Origin of the sequence: Devosia sp., assembly GCF_036676215.1 — a bacterium.
In the GTDB taxonomy this organism is placed as follows: Bacteria; Pseudomonadota; Alphaproteobacteria; order Rhizobiales; family Devosiaceae; genus Devosia.
On sequence record NZ_JAKFDJ010000018.1, the window covers coordinates 90122 to 109019 of the forward strand.

Consider the following 18898-nt stretch of genomic DNA (forward strand, 5'->3'; position numbering starts at 1 on the left):
CCCGGCGGGAGATTAGTCGTACAGCACGGCCGCGATTTCGGGTTCGGCCATGTTGTCTTTGTCGTAGTAGTAGAAGCCGGTATCGATCACCGGCGGAAGGGTTTCACCCTTGAGCGCAGCGACGGCAGCGGCAACGGTCTGGTAGCCGATGCCGACCGGGTTCTGGGTGATGGCGCCGGCAATCACGCCGCTTTCGATCAGGGCCTTCTGTGCGGCGCCCGAATCGTAGCCGATGATCACAACCGAGCTGCCCAGCTCCTGCTTGCCGTTGGCAACGCCCAGGACAGAACCTTCATTGGCGCCGAAAATGCCCTTGAGGTCGGGGTTGGCGAGCAGGATCGACTTGGTGATTTCGGTCGACTGCAGCTGGTCGCCACCGCCGTACTGAACCGAGACGACCTCGATGTCGGGATAGGCTTCCGCAATACGGTTCGAGAAGCCTTCGACGCGGTCAATGCCGGTGCGGCTGGTCTGGTCGTGCGCAACGATGGCAACCTTGCCCGAGCCGCCGATCAGTTCGGCCATCACGTCGGCAGCCAAGGCGGCGGCGGCGACGTTGTCGGTGGTGGCAGTGGTCAGCGGAATGTCGCTGTCGACGCCGGAGTCGAAGGCGATGACCGGAATGCCGGCATCCTTGGCCTGCTGCAGCAGCGGCGTGGCGGCCTGGCTGTCGAGCGCCGCAAAGCCGATGGCGGAGGGCTGGCGTGACAGGGCGGCCGCCAGCATGTCCATCTGGCGATCGACCTGGCTTTCGGTTTCCGGACCTTCGAAGGTCACGGTCACGCCGAGATCGATCGCGGCCTGATCGGCACCGGCCTTCACGGCCTGCCAGAATTGGTGCTGGAAGCCCTTGGAAATCAGGGCGATATCGTAATTGTCCTGGGCCGAGGCAGAGCCGGTGGCGGTCAGAAGGGCTACGGCGCTGAGAGCGCCGAGCAGGGTACGTCTATTGAGCATGGTAATCCTCCCATTGGGTAAAACTCAGTCTTGCGGCGAAGCCTTGGCGGCTTTCTTGTTGGCGCCTGTGGACGGCGCGGGGGATCGTCGGCGCCTAAAGTGCACGGCGCCGCAGGATATCGGCATAGACCGCAAGGATGATGATCGAGCCGGTCACGACCGTCTGCCATTCCTGGGGAACCGAAAGGATGCGCAGGCCATTGGCCAGCACGGAGATAATGAGGGCGCCGATCAGCGTGCCGATCACGGTGCCACGCCCGCCCGATAGCGATGTGCCGCCGATGACCACCGCTGCGATGGCGTCCAGTTCATAGCCCTGCCCGAGCGCGGGTTGAGCCGAATTGAGGCGACTGGCGATGAGCAGGCCGGCCACGCCGCAGATGCTGCCGGCCGTGGCATAGACCGCGATCTTCCATCGATCGATGTTGACGCCCGACAAGCGCACGGCTTCTTCGTTGCTGCCCAGTGCGAAGGTGTAGCGGCCTAGGGCCGTCTTGCCGAGCACGAAGGCCGCCACCAGCGCCACAACGAACAGAATCAGCACGCCATTGGGCAGCGGAACGGATGGGAATATCGTGCCCACCAGCGAGCCCAGCGCGATCTGATTGAAGCCCGGCGTGTCGTTGAAGTAGATCGGCTTGGTGCCCGAAATGACCAGCGACAGGCCCTTGAGGATCAGCATCATGCCCAGCGTGGCGATGAAGGGCGGCACCTTGAGCTTGGCGATGATGGTGCCCGAAATGAGCCCAACCCCCGTCCCTGCCAGGATCGATGCCACGATACCCAGCGGCAGGGGCAATCCGAGATAGGTCAGCACGACGCCGGTTATGACCGCGCAGAAGGTCATCAGCGTACCCACCGACAGGTCGATGCCGCCGGTAATGATGACCAGGGTCGCCGCGATGGCAAGCACGCCATTGACCGAGGTGGCCTGCAGGATGGCCAGTACGTTCTGGGTCTGCATGAAATTGGGCGATGCCAGCGAGAACACGATCACGAGCGCGATCAGCCCGGAAAAGGCTAGCAGCCGGTGGAAGGCGCCGGTAATGCGTAGTCCGGGTTTCTGCGCGGGGGCTGCGGTATCGGTCATGCTGACCTCCGTTCGTCTGATGTTTCAATCACGGCACTCTGCCGCTGGGTGGCCAGCCGCATGATCTCTTCCTGGCTGGCGCCGCCCGGCAGAATGCCCGTGAGCCGGCCCTCACACATTACCGCGATGCGGTGGCTAAGGCGCAGCACTTCGGGCAGTTCGGAGGAAATCATGATGATCGCCTTGCCCTCGGCCGCCAGGGCATTGAGCAGCTTGTAGATTTCCGATTTGGCGCCGACATCGATGCCGCGCGTCGGTTCGTCAAAGATCAGGATGTCACAGTCGCGCAGCAGCCATTTGGCGATGACCACTTTCTGCTGGTTGCCGCCAGACAGGAGTCGGGCCTCCTGCGTGTCGCTGGGTGTCTTGATGGAGAGTTGCCCAATGTAGTCCTGGGCCGCCCTCTGCATCGCGCCATCGTCCAGCACCCCCACCGGATTGGTGAACCGTTCAAGCGAGGCGAGAGCGACGTTGTTGCGCACGTCCATGCCGGTGGCGAGGCCGAAATGCTTGCGGTCTTCGGAGAGGTAGCCGATACCCGCGCGCACTGCATCCCGCGGCGAGGAAATGCCCACGCGCTTGCCATGCACCCAGATTTCCCCGCTGCCGCGGCGGTCGGCGCCGAATATGGCTCGGGCAACTTCCGTCCGCCCCGCCCCCATGAGACCAGCAAAACCGAGAATCTCGCCCTTGCGTACCGAAAAGCTCACATCGCGGATTTCCCGGCCACGGTTGAGCTTGCGCACTTCGAGCGCCACGGGCGCACTGGCCGTATCGGGGATGACCAGCGCCTCGGTGGCAAGAGTGCGGCCCACCATCATTGAGATGATGGTTTCGATCGGCGTATCGGCGGCCGGCACGGTGCCCACATACTCGCCATCGCGCATCACCGTCACCCGGTCGGAGATGCGTTTGATCTCGTCCATCTTGTGGGAAATGTAGACTATGCCGACGCCCTCGGCCTTGAGCCGGTTGATGATGGCGAACAGCTCGGAGATCTCGGCATCGTTGAGCGCCGCGGTGGGCTCATCCATGATCAGCACGCGCGACCTATAGCTCAGCGCCTTGGCGATCTCGACCATCTGTTGCTTGGCGATGGTCAGGGTTTCGACCCGCACCGTCGGCTCGATCTTGAGATGCATGGACTCAAAGATTGCCTTGGCGTTGCGGTTGAGCGCGCCCTCGTCGAGCATGAAGCCACGACGCGGCTCGCGGCCGATGAATATATTCTGCGCTACTGTCAGGTCGCGCATCAGCGCCAGTTCCTGGTGGATGATGCCCACACCGAGATCCTGCGCTTGGCGGGGAGAGGCAATTTCCACGGGCTTGCCATCGAGGCGAACTTCGCCCGTGTCGCGGGAATAGACGCCGGAGAGAATCTTCATCAGGGTCGATTTGCCGGCACCGTTCTCGCCCATCAGCGCGTGGACTTCGCCAGCCCTGAGGTCGAAACGCGCTCGCGACAGCGCACGCACGCCGGGAAACGACTTATCGATGTCGATCATTTCGACCAGCGATGTCATCACGACCTCGCCTGGCGGCGCCGGTGCCGCAGGTGTCCGAACTGCATTGTAGAAACATCCTCCCGCGCATTCTTGCGATGCGCATACAAACAATCTATTCATAAATGAACTATGGTGGCAAGCACTAACATGTCAGTGTAGGCAAACCGGCATCTATTGCGACCCGCAGTCGACGTGGCGCAACCGGTCGGGGAGGCAGGATGAACGAGGCAGACGACGTCGACAGGTATCGCGCTCCGGCACTCGACAAGGGTCTGGATATTCTCGAGCTTCTGGCAGCAACGGCCGAGGGTCTGAGCCAAGCCGAAATCGCCAAGGCGCTCGATCGCTCCCCCAACGAAATCTACCGCATGCTGGACCGGCTGGTGCGGCGCGACTACGTTTGCCGCACCACGGGAGATCGCTACGAGATCACGCTCAAGCTATTCGAACTGGCACACCAGCGGCCGCCGCTGCATCGGCTGATCAGCCAGGCAGCGCCAGTCCTGCGCAGCTTCACCGCCCGGGCCGAGCAGTCCGTCCATCTGGTCGTGCAGGAGCGCAACATCCTGGTTGTCATCGCCCAGTTCGACGGGCCCGGCTATTGGAACGTTTCGATCCGCATCGGTTCGCGGATCGGCCTGATCAATACCGGGTCGGGTCATGTCTTCCTGGCCTTCGCGCCGCCCGAGGAACGCGCCCTGATGCTAGAGGCGCAGGGGCTGGACATGCCGGGCACGCTGCCGCCGGGGCTTGAGGCGCGCCTGGCGGTGGTTCGCGAACATGGCTACGAAAGCATGCCCAGCGCCCAGACACCGGGTGTCTTCAATCTCTCGGTCCCCATCTTTGGGCCGCTTGGCAGCGTGCTGGCCGTGATTACGGCGCCCTATACTCAGCGGCTCGACAAGGATGACGCACCCGATATCGCGCAGGTGCTCGCCTTGCTGCGCGAAGCCGGGCGCGAGATTTCGCAGCGCGCGCCAGCCTGAACGGGCTATCGTCCGCAACACAAGCTGGCAGCAAAGGAAGAACCGGCAATGCGCATTCTCGATACCCATCTGCACCTGATCTATCCGGACAAGTTCTCCTATCCCTGGCTCCCGGGCTATCCGACCATCAACAAGCCCTGGCACATCGCCGAATACTTCGCCGAGGCCGCACCGCTGGGGATCGAATCGGCTCTGCATATGGAGGTGGATGTCGCCGAGGCCGACATGCTGGCCGAGAGCGAATTCGTACTCACCCTGCCCCGCATTTCCGGCGCCATCGCCGCCTGCCGGCCGGAACATATGAACTTCGTCGACCAGATCGAGCGGCTCAGCGAACATGCCCATATCAAGGGCGTACGCCGGATTTTGCATCAAGCGCCGGATGATCTCAGCCAGTCGGACCTGTTCGTCGAGAATATCCGCCACCTGCCCGATTATGACCTGAGCTTTGATCTTTGCGTGCGTGCCGACCAGTTGCCTGTCGGCCAGATGCTGGTTGAACGGGCGCCCGACGTGACCTTCATCCTCGACCATTGCGGTGTCCCGGACGTGACCCGCGCCGGTCTCGATCCGTGGCGCGCCAATATCAGCCGCATCGCCAAACTGCCCAATCTCAACGCCAAGATCTCCGGCATCGTGGCCTATTCCGGCCCCGACTGGACCGTCGAGACCATCCGCCCCTATGTCGAGCATGTCATTGAAAGCTTCGGCTGGGACCGCGTGGTCTGGGGAAGCGATCATCCGGTGGTGAGGTTGACCGGCTCGCTGACCCGCTGGGTCGAGGCGACGCGCGAGATCATCAGCGGCGCCAGCGAAGAGGAGCAGGCCAAGCTGCTGCATCGGAATGCGGAGCGGATTTACAAGGTTTAGAGCCCACTGCCCCTTGCAGCATACTGGCGAGACGCTGCAAGCATGCTGGCGTTTTGCCTGCATTTTGCCGCAAGCCTGAATGGGTAATGAACGTACGATCTACATCATGGGGGCGGGCGGCATCGATGACGATGCCCATCTGCCCACGAAGTCCGGCGGTTGAGCGATAATACCGGTTGAATCCAACCCTTTGGCATGGAAGGCTCGCCAGCAAAATGGAGAGCCTCATCATGGCCCAGATCGCCGCCGACCGTATCGCCGTTTCCACCTGGTCACTGCATCGCCTTTTGGGCATGACCTATCCGCACGACCTGACCACCAATGAGGTTGGGCCGATGCAGGAGACCTATGGCGAGGGCGAGGAATCGCTGCTGGGGCTGCCGTCGGTGCTGGCCAATCACGGCTATCATCGGCTGGAAATCGTGTCGTTCCACCTGCGCAGCCGCGACCCGATCTATCTGGGCGAATTGCGCGACCAGCTCAAAATTGCCGAGGTGCGGCTGCAGACGCTGCTGATCGACGCCGGCGATATCAGCCATCCACAGGATGGGGCACGCGACCAGAAATGGATCGCTGGCTGGATCGAGGTCGCCAACGAGCTGGGCGCGGAAAATGCCCGCATCATCGCCGGCAAACAGAAGCCGACGCGCGATGCGCTGGACCGTTCGGTCAAGGCGCTGACGGCGCTGGCGGACGGCAATGCGGGGTCACCGGTGCGGCTCGTCACCGAGAACTGGTTTGACCTGCTGGCCGAGCCGGCGCATGTGCATTTCCTGCTCGACAAGCTGGATGGGCGGATCGGCCTGCTCGGCGATTTCGGCAATTGGGGCGGGCCGAACAAGTATTCGGACCTCAAATCGATCTTCGGGCGGGCGGAGCTGTGCCATGCCAAGGCCAACTTCATCGATGGCGACCTGGATGAAGCCGACTATGGCGCCTGCGTGCGGCTGGCCGAGGAGGCGGGCTACACGGGACCCTATACGCTGATCTTCGACAGCGACGTTCCGAACGAATGGCATGGGCTGGCCACCGAGCGGGATTTCATAACAACGCGCGATGTATGAGGCTGAGCTCTAGTCCAGCGGCTTGAGACCAGCCAGCAGGGTCGGGATCAGTTCGGTCACCGTGGGGTGGACATGCATGGTGTGCATCATGGTGGTGTAAGGCGTGCCGGCGACCATCAACTGCAGCAGGGACTGAACGACTTCGTCGCCGCCAATGCCCAGGATGGCTGCGCCCAGAACCTGCTTGCTCTCGGCGTCGACCAGCACCTTCATCAGACCCTGGGTCTCGCCGCGCTCCTTGGCCCGGCCGACCAAGGCCATGGGCATCACGCCCATCAGGGCCTTGCGGCCTGACTTGCGTACCTCAGATTCGCTCATGCCAATGCGGCCGAGTGGCGGATCAATGAAGAGACCGTGGGCCGGAACGCGACCGGCGGTGGAGCGCTTGCCGCCGTCGACGACATTGTCAGCGACGATCTCGAAGTCGTTGTAGGAGGTGTGGGTGAAGGCGCCGCGGCCGTTGACATCGCCCATGGCCCAGATGCCCTTGACCCTGGTGCGCAGGTGATCGTCCACCGGAATATAGCCGCACTCGTCGGTCTCGATGCCGGCGGCGGCGAGGTTGAGGTCGGCCGTGTTGGGCGTGCGCCCCATGGCCAAAAGGAGATGGCTGCCTTCCACCGAGGCGCGACGTTCGCCCGATTTGAGCGAGAGCAGCACGCCATGGCCGGCGCGGGCGACGGCCTCGATCGTGGTGTTGAAGAGGAAGGTCACGCCTTCGGCCTCAAGGATGCCCCTGATGGCGGCGGAGATATCGGCATCCTCGCCCGAGGCTGGGCGGGCGCCGCGAGCGATGACGGTGACCTTGGCGCCGAAGCGGGCATACATCTGGGCGAATTCGAGCCCGACATAGCCGGCCCCGGCGATGATCAGATGACCCGGCAGGGTATCCAGATCCATCATCGACGTGTTGGTGAGGTAGCTGACCCCATTCAGCCCCGGCCAGTCCGGCACGCTGGCCGTGGCCCCGGCATTGATGAATATCTGCGGCGCCGTGAGGATGCGCTTGCCGACACTGACTTCGGTGGGTGACACGAAGCTGCCCGAGCCCATAATATATTCAAGGGTCTGCAGGCCGCCCAGCCAATCGGCGAGGCTTTTGACCGAGGCGCCTACGACGGCGTCCTTGCGGGCCTTGACCGCTTTCATGTCGACAGTCACCGGCCCCTTGACCACCACGCCGAACTCGGCGGCGTGACGCGCTGCCCAGGCGGCGCGGGCACTGGCCACCAGCGTCTTGGTGGGCGTGCAGCCATCGTTGACGCAGGTACCGCCGAGATGCTCGCGCTCGATCAGCGCGACTTTCCTGCCGGCGCTGGCAAGCCGGGCAGCGAGGAATGGCCCGGACTGGCCGGCCCCGATAATGATGGCATCGAATTGTTCCGACATGGTTTTTGCACCCCCAAATCGCGCGCGAGTTTATGGCGGGGCCGATGACGGCGCCAGTGGATTGGCGCGCGCGCCCACAGCCGATAGATGCCCGCTGGTTAACGGCAGGACTGATCGAGCCATCGGATGCCCGGCTGCGGCGCAACGCAATTGACACCGCGGCCCTCCCCGCTATGGTCCGCTCCACATTCATCCAAGGAATTCTTCCATGTCCCACGCCGATCTCGCCAAGACCATCGATGACGCCTTCGAGGCCCGCGCCGAGATCGGTTTCAGCACCAAAGGTCCAGTGCGCGAGGCTGTCGAGGAAGCGCTGCGCCTGCTGGACACGGGCGAAGCGCGCGTCGCCGAGAAGATCGATGGCACCTGGCAGGTCAACCAGTGGCTCAAGAAGGCCGTGCTGCTCAACTTCCGGCTCAACGACAATCGCCTTATCGAAGGCGCGCCGGGCGGCTCGCATTACTGGGACAAGGTGGCCACAAAGTTCGAAGGCTGGAGCGAGAATACGTTCCGCGAAGCCGGCTTCCGCGCCGTCCCAGGCGCCATCGTCCGCAGCCCGGCCTTTATCGGGCGCAACGTTGTGCTGATGCCCAGCTTCGTCAATGTGGGCGCCTATGTCGACGAAGGCACGATGGTGGACACCTGGGTCACCGTCGGCTCCTGCGCGCAGATCGGCAAGAACGTGCACATTTCAGGCGGCGTGGGCATTGGCGGGGTCCTGGAGCCGCTGCAGGCCGGCCCGGTGATCATCGAGGACAATTGCTTTATCGGCGCGCGCTCGGAAGTGGTCGAGGGTGTGGTTGTGGGCGAAGGCTCGGTGATCTCGATGGGTGTTTTCATCGGTGCATCGACCAAGATCGTCGACCGCAATACCGGCGAAATCCACATCGGCAAGGTGCCGCCCTATTCGGTGGTGGTCTCGGGCTCGCTGCCCGGCAAGCCGCTGCCAAACGGCAATCCCGGCCCGAACCTCTACTGCGCCGTCATCGTCAAGACCGTGGACGCGCAGACCCGCAGCAAGACCGGTATCAACGAGCTGCTGCGCGACTGAGCCGGACTGGCGGGAGACCTGCGATTCACCTAAGGTATCGGCGTGCCGGATGGGTCCTGGCGCGTTCGATTTCCGAGGGGGAAAATCATGGACAAACTCAAGCTACTCTACACCACCACAGACGGGCGCATTTCGCGCAAGGAGTGGTGGATCGGCGTTGTCGGCCTCATCGTTGCCAGCATCTTGCTGAGCATCATCCTGAGGATCGTGGGGCTGGGCGGGGCATCGGGCTGGGGACAGCTGATCGCCTATGTCATCCTGTTTTATCCGGGCTGGTGCATCGGCATCAAACGCCGGCAGGACCGGGACAACAATGCCACCGACTTCAAGGTGCTGATGGGCGTTTCGGGCCTGTTGACGCTCATGCAGGCCTTCGGAATCGGCGTGAGCATGACCGATATTGGCAATGGCATCATCGTGCCCACGCCGGACATGTGGATGTCGATCCTCTATCTGCTGCTGGGCGTTTTCGGCATCTACATGCTGGTGCAGCTCGGCTTCCTGCGCGGCACGGCGGGTCCCAACAGCTATGGGTCCGATCCGCTGGGCTACGCCGCCGCTGCCTGATCGACAAGGACGGGATTGCACGTGACGAATGAACGACCGGACGATCCCGTCCGACTGCTCAAGGACCTGATTGGCTGCGCTTCGGTAACACCCGAAACTGCGGGCGCTCTTGATGTGCTCGATGGCGCCTTGAGCGCCATCGGCTTTGCGGTGACGCGGCTGCGCTTTGAGGGCGACGGCTCCTATCCCGTGGACAATCTCTTCGCCATCCGCGGCACTGGCGGCCGCCGGCTGCTGTTTGCCGGGCATACCGACGTGGTGCCGCCCGGCGAGCTGGCGAACTGGACGTCCGATCCATTCACCCCGCGCGAGGCCGACGGCAAGCTTTATGGGCGGGGCGCTGCCGACATGAAGTCGGGTATTGCCGCCTTCGTTGCCGCGGCGGCGGCGATTCCGGCCCAGGCCGGCACGGTAATGCTGGCCATTACCAATGACGAGGAAGCCGACGCCATCAACGGCACCGACAAGCTGATGGAATGGGCGCAGGACCAGCAGCAGCATTTCGACTTTGCCCTAGTCGGGGAGCCGAGTTCGGCGGCGCTTTTGGGCGACAGCATCAAGATCGGCCGGCGCGGCTCGCTGTCGGGCAGCATCACGGTGACTGGCATGCAGGGGCATGTCGCCTATCCCGACAAGGCCAACAATCCGCTGCCGGCGCTGGCGCGGATCGTGACGGCGCTGGATTGCGAAATCGACACCGGCACGGCGCATTTTCCGGCGAGCAATCTGGAAGTCACCTCGATCGATGTCGGCAATGCCATTTCCAACGTCATCCCGGCCGCAGGGACGATCCGCTTCAACATCCGCTACAATGACTTGTGGACGCCCGAGACGCTGACCGACTGGGTGCGCGGGCGCATTGCCGGAGTGGACACGGCGGGGGCCAAGGTGGACTTCACGGTTGCCGGCATACCCTCCCGCTCGTTCCTGTCGCCGCTGAGCGGGGATGTCGACACGCTGGCCGACGCCATCGCCGCAGTGACCGGCAGGCGGCCGGAGCTGTCGACCGGCGGCGGCACGTCGGATGCGCGCTTCATCGCGCAATATGGGCCGGTGGTGGAATGCGGGCTGGTGGGGCCGAGCATGCACAAGGCGGACGAACATATCGCCATAACCGACCTCATCGGGCTGACCGATATCTATCGCAGCTTCATGGTCCGGTTCTTTGGAGGGGTCGCATGAAGCTGTGGGCCGCGCTGTCGCAGGCCGTTGCCGGCTGGATGATGATCCTGCGCGGGGAGCCGGATTGGCGCGAGCGCTTTTCGCTGACCGCGCCCGGGCTGGTTACGGCCCTCGTCATCTTCGGTTTCGTGGCGTTTCTGGCGGTAGCCGTGGCATCGATGAGCATCGGCATGCCCAGCTTTGGCGGCGTGCTCACCGCCATGTTCGTGTTGGCGCTGCCGGTCACCTCGCTGGTGGTGACCTTTCTGGGCACGCGCATACTGCTCAAGACCGCCGCGCCGATCTATGCGGTGCTGGTGCCCGGCATCCATGCGCTGACCGCCTTCCTCATCACCGAGGGACTGCTGGCCATGATCGGCGGGCCGGTCGTCATGCTGAGCTGGCTGGCGCTGGCCTATCTGCTGTTTGCGCTGACGCGGGCAGCGACCGGCTGGACGATCGGCGTTTCGGCGGGTTTCGCAGTTTTGACCGTCGTGCTGCTTGTCGCCATGCGCGTGGCGCTCTACATGCTGAGCACGCAAGCCGGTTCATCCATTTAAGCATCGAGACAAGCCCTTGGCCCAGCCGACCACGACCTTCCTCGATGAACTGGTGGCTGCCGCGCGCGGTTGCGTTGCCCTCGTCGTCGGCAACCGGCAGGCCCCCACATTCTTCGATTTCCGCCAGGCCGGCCTTGTCGGCTCGTTCATCGCGCTGGTGATTGGCCTCGCCGTGCAGGCCTTTGGGCCGCCCCTGCTCGGAACGCCAGCACCCGCCGGCGTGGCCAGCACGGTGGTGATCCTGGGGGCCGTGGTCGCCGGCATCCAGTTCGGCGTCGCCTATGTGGTGCTGCGTCAGTTCGGCCGCGGCGATGGCTTCGTGCCGTTCGTGGTGGTGCAAAACTGGGCGACCATGTTCCAGGGCATTCTTGCCGTGGCGATGATCGCGATCTTCGGCGAACCCCTTGCCATGGAGCCTGGCGGAGAAATGGCCCGGCTCACCACTGGCAGCATTCCGTTCGTCGCACTTGGCATTGCGGCTTTTGTGATTTCCATCAACATCGCCCGCCTGATCCTGACGCTGCGCCCGCTGCATGTGGCGCTGTTCGTCATCGCCCAACTGGCGACGGCATTCGTGATGCAGCCGCTATTGGGCGCGCTGCTCTGAGCCAGAGCTAGTAATCGACGCGCGTCAGGTAGAGCCCGGCTGACGGGGCCATGGCCCCGCAGCGTGTGCGGTCGCGCGCATCGAGCGCGGCACGGAAATCGGCCGGCGACCATTTGCCCTCCCCCACCATTTTGAGCGAGCCCACCATCGAGCGCACCTGATGATGCAGGAAGCTGCGGGCGCTGGCGGTGATGACGATATGGTCGAGTTCGCGCCGCACCGCGAAGGCGTCGAGCGTGCGCAAAGGCGACCTGGCCTGGCACTCGGCTGAGCGGAAGGTGGTGAAATCATGCGTGCCCAGGATCAGCCCGGCGGCATGATCCATGACGTCGGCATCAAGCGGCATGGGCAGGTGCCAGACGTGATTGCGCTCGATGACCGGCGGGGCGCGGCGGTTGAGGATGCGATATTCGTAGTGGCGCGCTTTGGCGGAGAAGCGGGCTTCGAAACTGTCATCGACGGCTTGGGCGGCGATGATGGCGACCGGCTGCGGACGCAGATGATAGTTCAGCGCCTCGCGGATGCGGAACGGGTCCCATTGCTTTGACAGGTCGAAATGGGCGACCTGGCCCAGGGCATGCACGCCCGCATCGGTGCGGCCGGCGGCCTGGGTGGTGACGGTTTCGCCCGACATGGCGGCGATGGCCTGTTCGAGCGCCTGCTGCACGCTGGGGCGATCGGGCTGGCGCTGCCAGCCGGAGAAGGGGGTGCCGTCATATTCGATGGTGAGCTTATAACGGGGCATCTAGCGCACGGTCGGCGGCAAGGCCCCTGCCCCGCGCAGGAAGGTGGCGGTGTCCATGGCGCCCTTGCCTTCGCGCTGCAGCTGGGTGAGGCGGACGGCGCCGGTGCCGCAGGCGATGGTGAGACCGTCGAGCAGCGTGCCGGGGGCGCCGGTGCCCTGGGCAAGGGTGGAGCGCAGGGCCTTGATGCGGACGGGCTTTCCGGCCAACTCGAGCTCGAACCAGGCGCCGGGGAAGGGTGAGAGGCCACGGATGTGGTTGTGCACCTCGGCGGCGGGGCGGGACCAATCGATGCGGGCTTCGGCCTTTTCGATCTTTCTGGCATAGACCGCGCCGGTTTCGGGCTGGGGTGTGAAATCGAGGCTGCCGCGCTCCAGCGCCGCGAGGGCCCGGCCCATCAGGTCGGCGCCGGTGCGCATCATGGTGTCGTGAAGCTCGCCAGCCGTCATGTCGGGGCCGATGGGCATGACTTCGCCAATGGCGACCGGACCGGTATCGAGGCCCTCGTCCATTTGCATGACCATGACGCCGGTCTGGGTGTCGCCTGCCATGATGGCGCGCTGGATGGGGGCGGCGCCGCGCCAGCGCGGCAGCAGCGAGCCGTGCAGGTTGAGGCAGCCGAGGGCCGGCGCGTCGAGAATGGGCTTGGGCAGCAGCAGGCCATAGGCGACGACGATGGCCACATCGGCCTCGTGGCTGGCGAAGACGATCTGCTCGGCCTCGCCCTTGAGCGAGCGCGGGGTGAAGACCGGAATGCCGAAGGCTTCGGCCGCCAGGTGGACCGGCGACTTGCGCTCTTCCTGGCCGCGCCCGGCGGGCTTTGGCGCGCGGGTATAGACCGCGACGACCTCATGGCCGGAGGAAACGATTTCGGTCAGGGTGGGGACGGAAAAATCGGGCGTGCCCATGAAGACGACGCGCATGAAACAAACTCCTGGGCACGCCCTCTTGGTTCGACAGGCTCACCATGAGGGCTACTGGTCATTCGCGGCGTATCAGTAGACCTCATCCTGAGCTTGTCGAAGGACGAGGTCGTGGCAATCAGCCAGCAGCCCGCTTGGCGGCTTTGTCGAATTTCTTGATGACGCGGTCGCGCTTCAAACGGCTGAGATAGTCGATATAGAGCACGCCATCGAGGTGATCGAGTTCGTGCTGGATGCAGACGGCAAGCTTGCCCTCGGCTTCCTTGATCACTTCCTTGCCGTCGAGATCGGTATATTTCACCGTGACCTCGTTGGGGCGCTCGACCTCGTAATAGAGCTCGGGGATGGAGAGGCACCCTTCTTCGGTGACCTGCATCTGCTCGCCGAAATGGGTGATTTCGGGATTGATCAGCACCATGGGTTCGGGCGTTTCGCCCTCGGGAGCCAGGTCCATCACGACGATGCGCTTCATCACCCCGATCTGGGGCGCGGCCAGGCCAATGCCGGGGGCATCATACATGGTGTCGAGCATGTCCCTGGCCAGCGTCTTGATCTCGTCATCGACCTCAATGATGGGATCGGCGACGGCCCGCAGGCGCGCATCGGGAATGACAAGAATAGGGCGGATGGCCATGGGTAGAGGTCCGGCGGAAAGGGATTTGCCCTTTCGATATGGTATTTGCCGCGCTGTGGTCAACTCTTGTGGCCGCCGCGAAAGAGAACATTCTGCGAACAGACGAATCGCGGTAAGAAGCGGGGATGGATAATGTGCTCTTTATCATCGGCGATTTCCCCGTAACGCTGGCCATGGCGCTGGTCGGCGGCGTGGCGCTGGTTGCCCTGTTGCTGGTGGTGGTGACGATTGCCGTGATGAGCGCCAGTGCCAGCCGGGCGGCCGAGGCCGGTGCACAATTGGTGGCGCAGCTGCGCGAGGGTTTCCTCGCCCAGCTCGGCGAGCGCGACCGCCGCATCCAGGAGCTGGATCATCAGGTGCGGGTCGAGCGCGAGCGCGGCGTCGACTTGCTCGACCGCGAGCGGGAAAAGAGCGCGGCCCTGCTGGCCGACGTGTCGGCATTGCGGGCGCGGATGGCCGAGCAGACAGCGCAGGCCCAGGCCAGCGAGGCGCGGTTCCTCGCCGCCCGGCAGCAAATGACCGACGAGTTCAAGGCCATTGCCGGGGATGTGCTGAAGAACCAGAGCGAGACCTTCACCAAGCAGAACCGCGAGCAGGTCGATACGCTGCTCAAGCCGCTGCAGGAGAAGATTGGCGAGTTTCACGTCGGGCTGATCAAGGACCGGGCGACGATGGGCGAGCAGATCCGTGCGCTGCTGGAAAGCAATGTGCAGATCACCACCGAAGCCAACAACCTGACGCGGGCGCTCAAGGGCAATTCGCAGACGCAGGGCGCCTGGGGAGAGATGATCCTTTCGACCATCCTGGAACGCTCCGGCCTGCGCGAGGGCGAGCAATATGTGACCCAGCAGAGCCATGCCGGCGAAGACGGGGCGCGCCTGCGCACGGATGTCGAAGTGCTGATGCCGAACGATGATCGGCTGGTGATCGACTCCAAGGTCTCGCTGACTGCCTTCGAGGCCTATACCAATTGCGAGGACGACACGCGCGAGCAGCACCTGGCGGCTCATATCGTGTCGGTGCGCAGCCATATCCGCACGCTGGGCGAGAAGACCTACCAGCGGCATGCGCGCAGCAGCCTCGACTATGTCATGATGTTCGTGCCCATCGAGGCGGCGCTGGCCACTGCGATGCAGGCCGATGCCAAGCTGTTCGAATATGGCATGAGCCAGGGCGTGATGCTGACCACGCCGACGACGCTGATGACCGTGCTGCGCACGGTGCGCAATGTCTGGGACATCGAGAAGCGCCATCGCAATGCCGACGAAATCGCCGAGCGGGCGGGCGCGCTCTACGAAAAGGTGGCCGGGTTCCTGGCGAGCATGGACAAGCTCGACGGGCAGCTGGACAAGGCACGGCAGAGCTTTGACGAGGCCAGGGGCCAGCTCTCGACCGGCCGGGGCAATGTGGTGCGGCAGGTGGAGTTGCTGCGTGAACTGGGCGCCAAGACCAATCGCGGCCTGCCCTCGGGCTGGGATGGCGGCACCGAGGAGACACCAACCCTGCGCATCGTGGGCAAGGACGAACCGGGCGACCTGGCGTAGGCCGCCGGATCACGTTTATGCGCCTTGGGTCGAACCTCTTGGCTCCCGCCGCGTTGATCTCCTGCTCATCCAGCACGGGAGGCGAGAATGGCGCAGCATCACGACCATCATGGCACCATGGTGCCGCAGGATACCAATTTCGATAATGCCGATCAGCCGGGCATTGCCCAGCCCTATAGCCAGAGCGAAATCGAAGAACTGCTCTATGGCGATGATCGCCCTGCCAGCGAGAGGCTGGCGCGGCTGCGGGAGCTGCGGGAAGAAAGCGCCATTCGCGAAAGCGGCGACTGGGGCGACCAGGACCCGGCCGCGATGCTGGAGGAACTGGACCGGGCCATCGACGAACTCAGCGCGATCATTGCCAATGGCGAGGATGGCGAAACCTATTCCGGGCTCACCACCAACTTCGACAATGATCCCGCGGATCGGCTGGATGCCCTGTCACCCGACGACGAGGACGGCCGCTACGCCATCGAGGGGGATGAAGAGGTTCTGGACGAAGAAGATGAGGCTGCCCTGCTCGAAGAGCAACAGTGGGATGGCGGCGACGAGTTCCGGGCCGACAAGGATTTCCACTAGGGTTTCAATCGCCGTTATGTCCATGGGCGCGCCATGGCGGGGCCTATCGTCCTGGCTCCAAGCGGAGGAGACGATGATGACGGACCACCTTGGCGACGACCGTCCGGCGATTACGCAGGACATGATCAACCTCTTCGACGAATACACCCATCTCTCGCTCGATCGTCGGGCGTTCATGGATAACCTGGCCAAGCTCGCCGGCTCCATGACAGCCGCAACGACGGCAGCGACGCTGATGGCCTCCAATGCACAAGCGCAGAGCCTGACGTCGGAGACCGACGCCAATCTGACCATTTCCGATGTGACCTATCCGGGTACCAAGGGCGAAGTGAAGGGATATCTCGCTGTCCCCACGGCCGGCGGCCCCCGTGGCGCGGTGATCGTGGTGCACGAAAATCGCGGACTCAACGCCCATATCAAGGATGTAGCTCGTCGCGTGGCGCTGGAGGGATTCGTGGCGCTGGCGCCCGACTTTCTCTCCGACCTGGGTGGTACGCCCGCCGATGAAGAAGCGGCCCGGGGCCTGTTCGGCAATCTCTCGGCGACAGACGTGGCGGCCAATGGCGTTGCCGCCATCGCCTATCTCAAATCACTGCAAAACGTGACGGGCAAGGTCGGCGCCATGGGCTTTTGCTGGGGCGGTGGCACGGTCAACAATCTGGCGGTAGCGTCCCCCGACCTGGCGGCCGCGGTGGCCTATTATGGCGGTCAGCCCGCCGCGGAGGGCGTGCCCCGGATCAAGGCCCGGCTGATGCTGCATTATGCCGGGCTGGACGATCGGATCAATGCCGGCATTCCGGCTTTTGAGGATGCGCTCAAGGCCGTCGGGACCGACTATCAGCTGTTCATGTATGACGGGGTCAACCACGCCTTCAACAATGACACGAGCAAAGCCCGCTATGACAAGGCGGCGGCAAACCTGGCGTGGTCGCGCACCATAGCGCTGTTCAGGGAAACGCTGTCGGCCTAGATCTCGGTGCGGGCCTTGAGCGCCTGGCTGAGGGTGCCTTCGTCGAGATAATCGAGCTCGCCCCCCACGGGAACCCCGTGAGCGAGGCGGGTAACCTTGACGCCGGAGCCGGCCAGGCGGTCGGTGATGTAATGGGCCGTGGTCTGGCCCTCGACGGTGGCGTTGACGGCCAGCACCACTTCCTTGAAGGACGCGGCGCGGCTGAGCAGCGCATCGACAGAGAGATCATCCGGTCCGACGCCGTCGAGCGGGGAAAGGACGCCGCCCAGGACATGGTATTTGACGGGGCCGACGCCGGCCCGTTCCAGCGCCCAGAGATCGGCGACATCTTCCACCACGATCAGCATGCCGCTATCGCGCCGTGGATCGGCGCAGATCGAACAGGGGCTCATGGTGTCGATATTGCCGCAGACCTCGCAGGTGCGCACGGCGACGACCGCGCGGTCGAGCGCCGCCGAGAGCGGGATCATCAGTTGATCCTTCTTCTTGACCAGGTGCAGCACGGCACGCCGGGCCGAACGCGGCCCGAGCCCCGGCAGGCGCGCCAGGAGCTGGATCAGCTGTTCAATTTCGGGTCCGCCGGATGCCATTGTATAGGCTCTAGAACGGGAACTTCATGCCCGGGGGAATGGGCAATCCAGCCGTGACCTCGGCCATCTTCTTCTGCATTTCGGCTTCGGACTTGGCCTTGGCGTCGGCATGCGCGGCGACGATCAGGTCTTCGAGCACTTCGACATCGTCTTCCTTGAACAGGGACGGATCGATCTTGAGGCCCTTGAGATCGCCCTTGCCGCTGAGCGACACGGTGACCATGCCACCGCCGGAGCGGCCTTCGACCACGAGAGTGGCAAGCTCGGCCTGCATGGCCTCCATCTTGCCTTTCATCTCGCCGGCGGCCTTCATCATACCCATGATGTCTTTCATTCGTCGTCCTCTTCGGGTGGGGGCGGGGGCGCTTCAGGCAGCGTGGTGGTGGCGTCGTCGCGTACCGTCACATTGACCACCTTGGCCCCGGGAAATGTATCGAGGATGGCCTTGACCAGCGGGTCCTCATGGGCGGCGGCCTGGGCCGCCTGCTGACGCTGGGCTGCTTCCTGCCGGACGGTCATGCCCTCGGGCGGCTTGCTGGAGACGGTGACCAGCCAGCGCTGGCCGGTCCAGAGCTGGAGGCGCGCGGACAGCGTGGCGATCATGCCCGGATCGGCGCCATCGGCGAGGGCGACCTCGATGCGGCCCTGCTCGAAGGAAATGGGCCGCATCTGCCCTTCGAGGGCGATCTTGACCAGCACGTCGCGCTTGGCCTGGGCCAGGGCAATCAGTTCCTTGTAGCTGGTGACGGTGGCCAAAGCCGCCTGTGGCTGGGGCACGGATGGCTGGGCGGCTACCGCCTCTGTCATCACCGGACGGGGCGCTTCGACGCGCATGGCCGAAGGTCCGCCACCACCGCCATTGGAGGGCCCACGCGAGATCGGCGCGCTGGGCGGCAGGCTGGGGGCCGGGGCGGGCTGGTTGGCGAGGCGGGCGATGAGATCGTCTGGGCTGGGCAGATCGGCGGCATAGGCCAGCCGGATCAGCGCCATTTCGGCGGCCTGCAGGCCATTATTGGCGCGGGCGACTTCGTCATGGCCCTTGAACAGGATCTGCCAGGCGCGGGTGAGCGCGCGCATGGGCAGCTTGCCGGCAAGCTCGGCGCCGCGC

At 64.2% G+C, this 18898-nt stretch carries 20 protein-coding genes and 1 pseudogene; 11 read left to right on the top strand and 10 right to left on the bottom strand.

Features of this window, described 5'->3' with window-relative positions; genetic code table 11:
* Positions 1-12 precede the first annotated feature (12 nt).
* The 3 genes from V6M52_RS01685 to V6M52_RS01695 all read right to left on the bottom strand — a co-directional run bounded on the left by V6M52_RS01685 (position 13) and on the right by V6M52_RS01695 (position 3570).
* Complete coding sequence (locus V6M52_RS01685; protein WP_332689015.1) at positions 13-957, bottom strand: ABC transporter substrate-binding protein; 945 nt, start codon at positions 955-957, stop codon at positions 13-15.
* A gap of 94 nt (positions 958-1051) precedes the next feature.
* Positions 1052-2047 carry an ABC transporter permease gene (locus V6M52_RS01690; RefSeq protein ID WP_332689013.1) on the bottom strand — a complete coding sequence of 332 codons (996 nt, stop codon included), beginning with the start codon at positions 2045-2047 and terminating at the stop codon, positions 1052-1054.
* Complete coding sequence (locus V6M52_RS01695) at positions 2044-3570, bottom strand: sugar ABC transporter ATP-binding protein (RefSeq protein ID WP_332698773.1); 1527 nt, start codon at positions 3568-3570, stop codon at positions 2044-2046. The genes V6M52_RS01690 and V6M52_RS01695 overlap by 4 nt, the downstream gene beginning before the upstream one ends.
* A gap of 200 nt (positions 3571-3770) precedes the next feature.
* Between V6M52_RS01695 and V6M52_RS01700 the strand changes: the two genes are divergently transcribed.
* The 3 genes from V6M52_RS01700 to V6M52_RS01710 all read left to right on the top strand — a co-directional run bounded on the left by V6M52_RS01700 (position 3771) and on the right by V6M52_RS01710 (position 6472).
* Positions 3771-4538: an IclR family transcriptional regulator gene (locus V6M52_RS01700; RefSeq protein ID WP_332689009.1), complete on the top strand. Its 768-nt coding sequence runs from the start codon at positions 3771-3773 to the stop codon at positions 4536-4538.
* 48 nt (positions 4539-4586) lie between these two features.
* A complete protein-coding gene (locus tag V6M52_RS01705; protein ID WP_332698776.1) occupies positions 4587-5408 on the top strand; it encodes an amidohydrolase family protein in 822 nt (273 codons plus the stop codon).
* Between the two features lie 230 nt (positions 5409-5638).
* Positions 5639-6472, top strand: coding sequence for a sugar phosphate isomerase/epimerase family protein (locus V6M52_RS01710; protein ID WP_332698779.1), 834 nt, complete (start codon positions 5639-5641; stop codon positions 6470-6472).
* A 9-nt stretch (positions 6473-6481) separates the two neighbouring features.
* Here the strand turns inward: V6M52_RS01710 and V6M52_RS01715 are convergent, their stop codons facing one another.
* The gene (locus tag V6M52_RS01715; protein ID WP_332689005.1) at positions 6482-7861 is read right to left on the bottom strand and encodes an FAD-containing oxidoreductase; all 1380 of its coding nucleotides are present in this window, start codon (positions 7859-7861) and stop codon (positions 6482-6484) included.
* Between the two features lie 208 nt (positions 7862-8069).
* Here V6M52_RS01715 and dapD point away from each other — a divergent pair, with 208 nt between their 5' ends.
* The 5 genes from dapD to V6M52_RS01740 all read left to right on the top strand — a co-directional run bounded on the left by dapD (position 8070) and on the right by V6M52_RS01740 (position 11807).
* Positions 8070-8912 carry a 2,3,4,5-tetrahydropyridine-2,6-dicarboxylate N-succinyltransferase gene (gene dapD / locus V6M52_RS01720; RefSeq protein ID WP_332698782.1) on the top strand — a complete coding sequence of 281 codons (843 nt, stop codon included), beginning with the start codon at positions 8070-8072 and terminating at the stop codon, positions 8910-8912.
* 87 nt (positions 8913-8999) lie between these two features.
* Positions 9000-9479 (top strand): DUF805 domain-containing protein, encoded by a 480-nt coding sequence (locus V6M52_RS01725; protein WP_332698785.1) that lies wholly within the window; start codon positions 9000-9002, stop codon positions 9477-9479.
* Between the two features lie 21 nt (positions 9480-9500).
* Positions 9501-10661, top strand: coding sequence for a succinyl-diaminopimelate desuccinylase (dapE, locus tag V6M52_RS01730; RefSeq protein ID WP_332698788.1), 1161 nt, complete (start codon positions 9501-9503; stop codon positions 10659-10661).
* Complete coding sequence (locus V6M52_RS01735; RefSeq protein WP_332698791.1) at positions 10658-11200, top strand: hypothetical protein; 543 nt, start codon at positions 10658-10660, stop codon at positions 11198-11200. Before dapE ends, V6M52_RS01735 begins: the two co-directional genes overlap by 4 nt.
* 16 nt (positions 11201-11216) lie before the next feature.
* Entirely contained in the window at positions 11217-11807 is a 591-nt protein-coding gene (locus tag V6M52_RS01740) for a hypothetical protein (protein ID WP_332688994.1), read from the top strand.
* 7 nt (positions 11808-11814) lie between these two features.
* Here V6M52_RS01740 and truA read toward each other — a convergent pair whose 3' ends face one another.
* From truA to def, 3 genes are all read right to left on the bottom strand, one after another.
* Positions 11815-12552 carry a tRNA pseudouridine(38-40) synthase TruA gene (gene truA / locus V6M52_RS01745; RefSeq protein ID WP_332698794.1) on the bottom strand — a complete coding sequence of 246 codons (738 nt, stop codon included), beginning with the start codon at positions 12550-12552 and terminating at the stop codon, positions 11815-11817.
* Complete coding sequence (gene fmt / locus V6M52_RS01750; RefSeq protein ID WP_332698797.1) at positions 12553-13473, bottom strand: methionyl-tRNA formyltransferase; 921 nt, start codon at positions 13471-13473, stop codon at positions 12553-12555.
* 118 nt (positions 13474-13591) lie between these two features.
* A complete protein-coding gene (gene def, locus V6M52_RS01755; protein ID WP_332698800.1) occupies positions 13592-14107 on the bottom strand; it encodes a peptide deformylase in 516 nt (171 codons plus the stop codon).
* Positions 14108-14232: 125 nt separating this feature from the next.
* Between def and V6M52_RS01760 the strand changes: the two genes are divergently transcribed.
* From V6M52_RS01760 to V6M52_RS01770, 3 genes are all read left to right on the top strand, one after another.
* A complete protein-coding gene (locus V6M52_RS01760) occupies positions 14233-15651 on the top strand; it encodes a DNA recombination protein RmuC (protein ID WP_332698803.1) in 1419 nt (472 codons plus the stop codon).
* Between the two features lie 87 nt (positions 15652-15738).
* The gene (locus V6M52_RS01765; RefSeq protein WP_332688985.1) at positions 15739-16230 is read left to right on the top strand and encodes a hypothetical protein; all 492 of its coding nucleotides are present in this window, start codon (positions 15739-15741) and stop codon (positions 16228-16230) included.
* A 73-nt stretch (positions 16231-16303) separates the two neighbouring features.
* A complete protein-coding gene (locus tag V6M52_RS01770) occupies positions 16304-17200 on the top strand; it encodes a dienelactone hydrolase family protein (RefSeq protein ID WP_332698806.1) in 897 nt (298 codons plus the stop codon).
* On the opposite strand, the gene recR is transcribed toward V6M52_RS01770, so the two are convergent.
* From recR to V6M52_RS01785, 3 genes and pseudogenes are all read right to left on the bottom strand, one after another.
* Positions 17197-17790, bottom strand: coding sequence for a recombination mediator RecR (gene recR, locus V6M52_RS01775; protein ID WP_332688981.1), 594 nt, complete (start codon positions 17788-17790; stop codon positions 17197-17199). The two genes, V6M52_RS01770 and recR, sit on opposite strands and share 4 nt — an antisense overlap.
* Positions 17791-17800: 10 nt before the next feature.
* Entirely contained in the window at positions 17801-18124 is a 324-nt protein-coding gene (locus V6M52_RS01780; protein WP_332698809.1) for a YbaB/EbfC family nucleoid-associated protein, read from the bottom strand.
* A pseudogene (locus V6M52_RS01785) lies at positions 18121-18898 on the bottom strand (DNA polymerase III subunit gamma/tau); the annotation flags it as partial. The pseudogene V6M52_RS01785 and the gene V6M52_RS01780, both read right to left, overlap by 4 nt.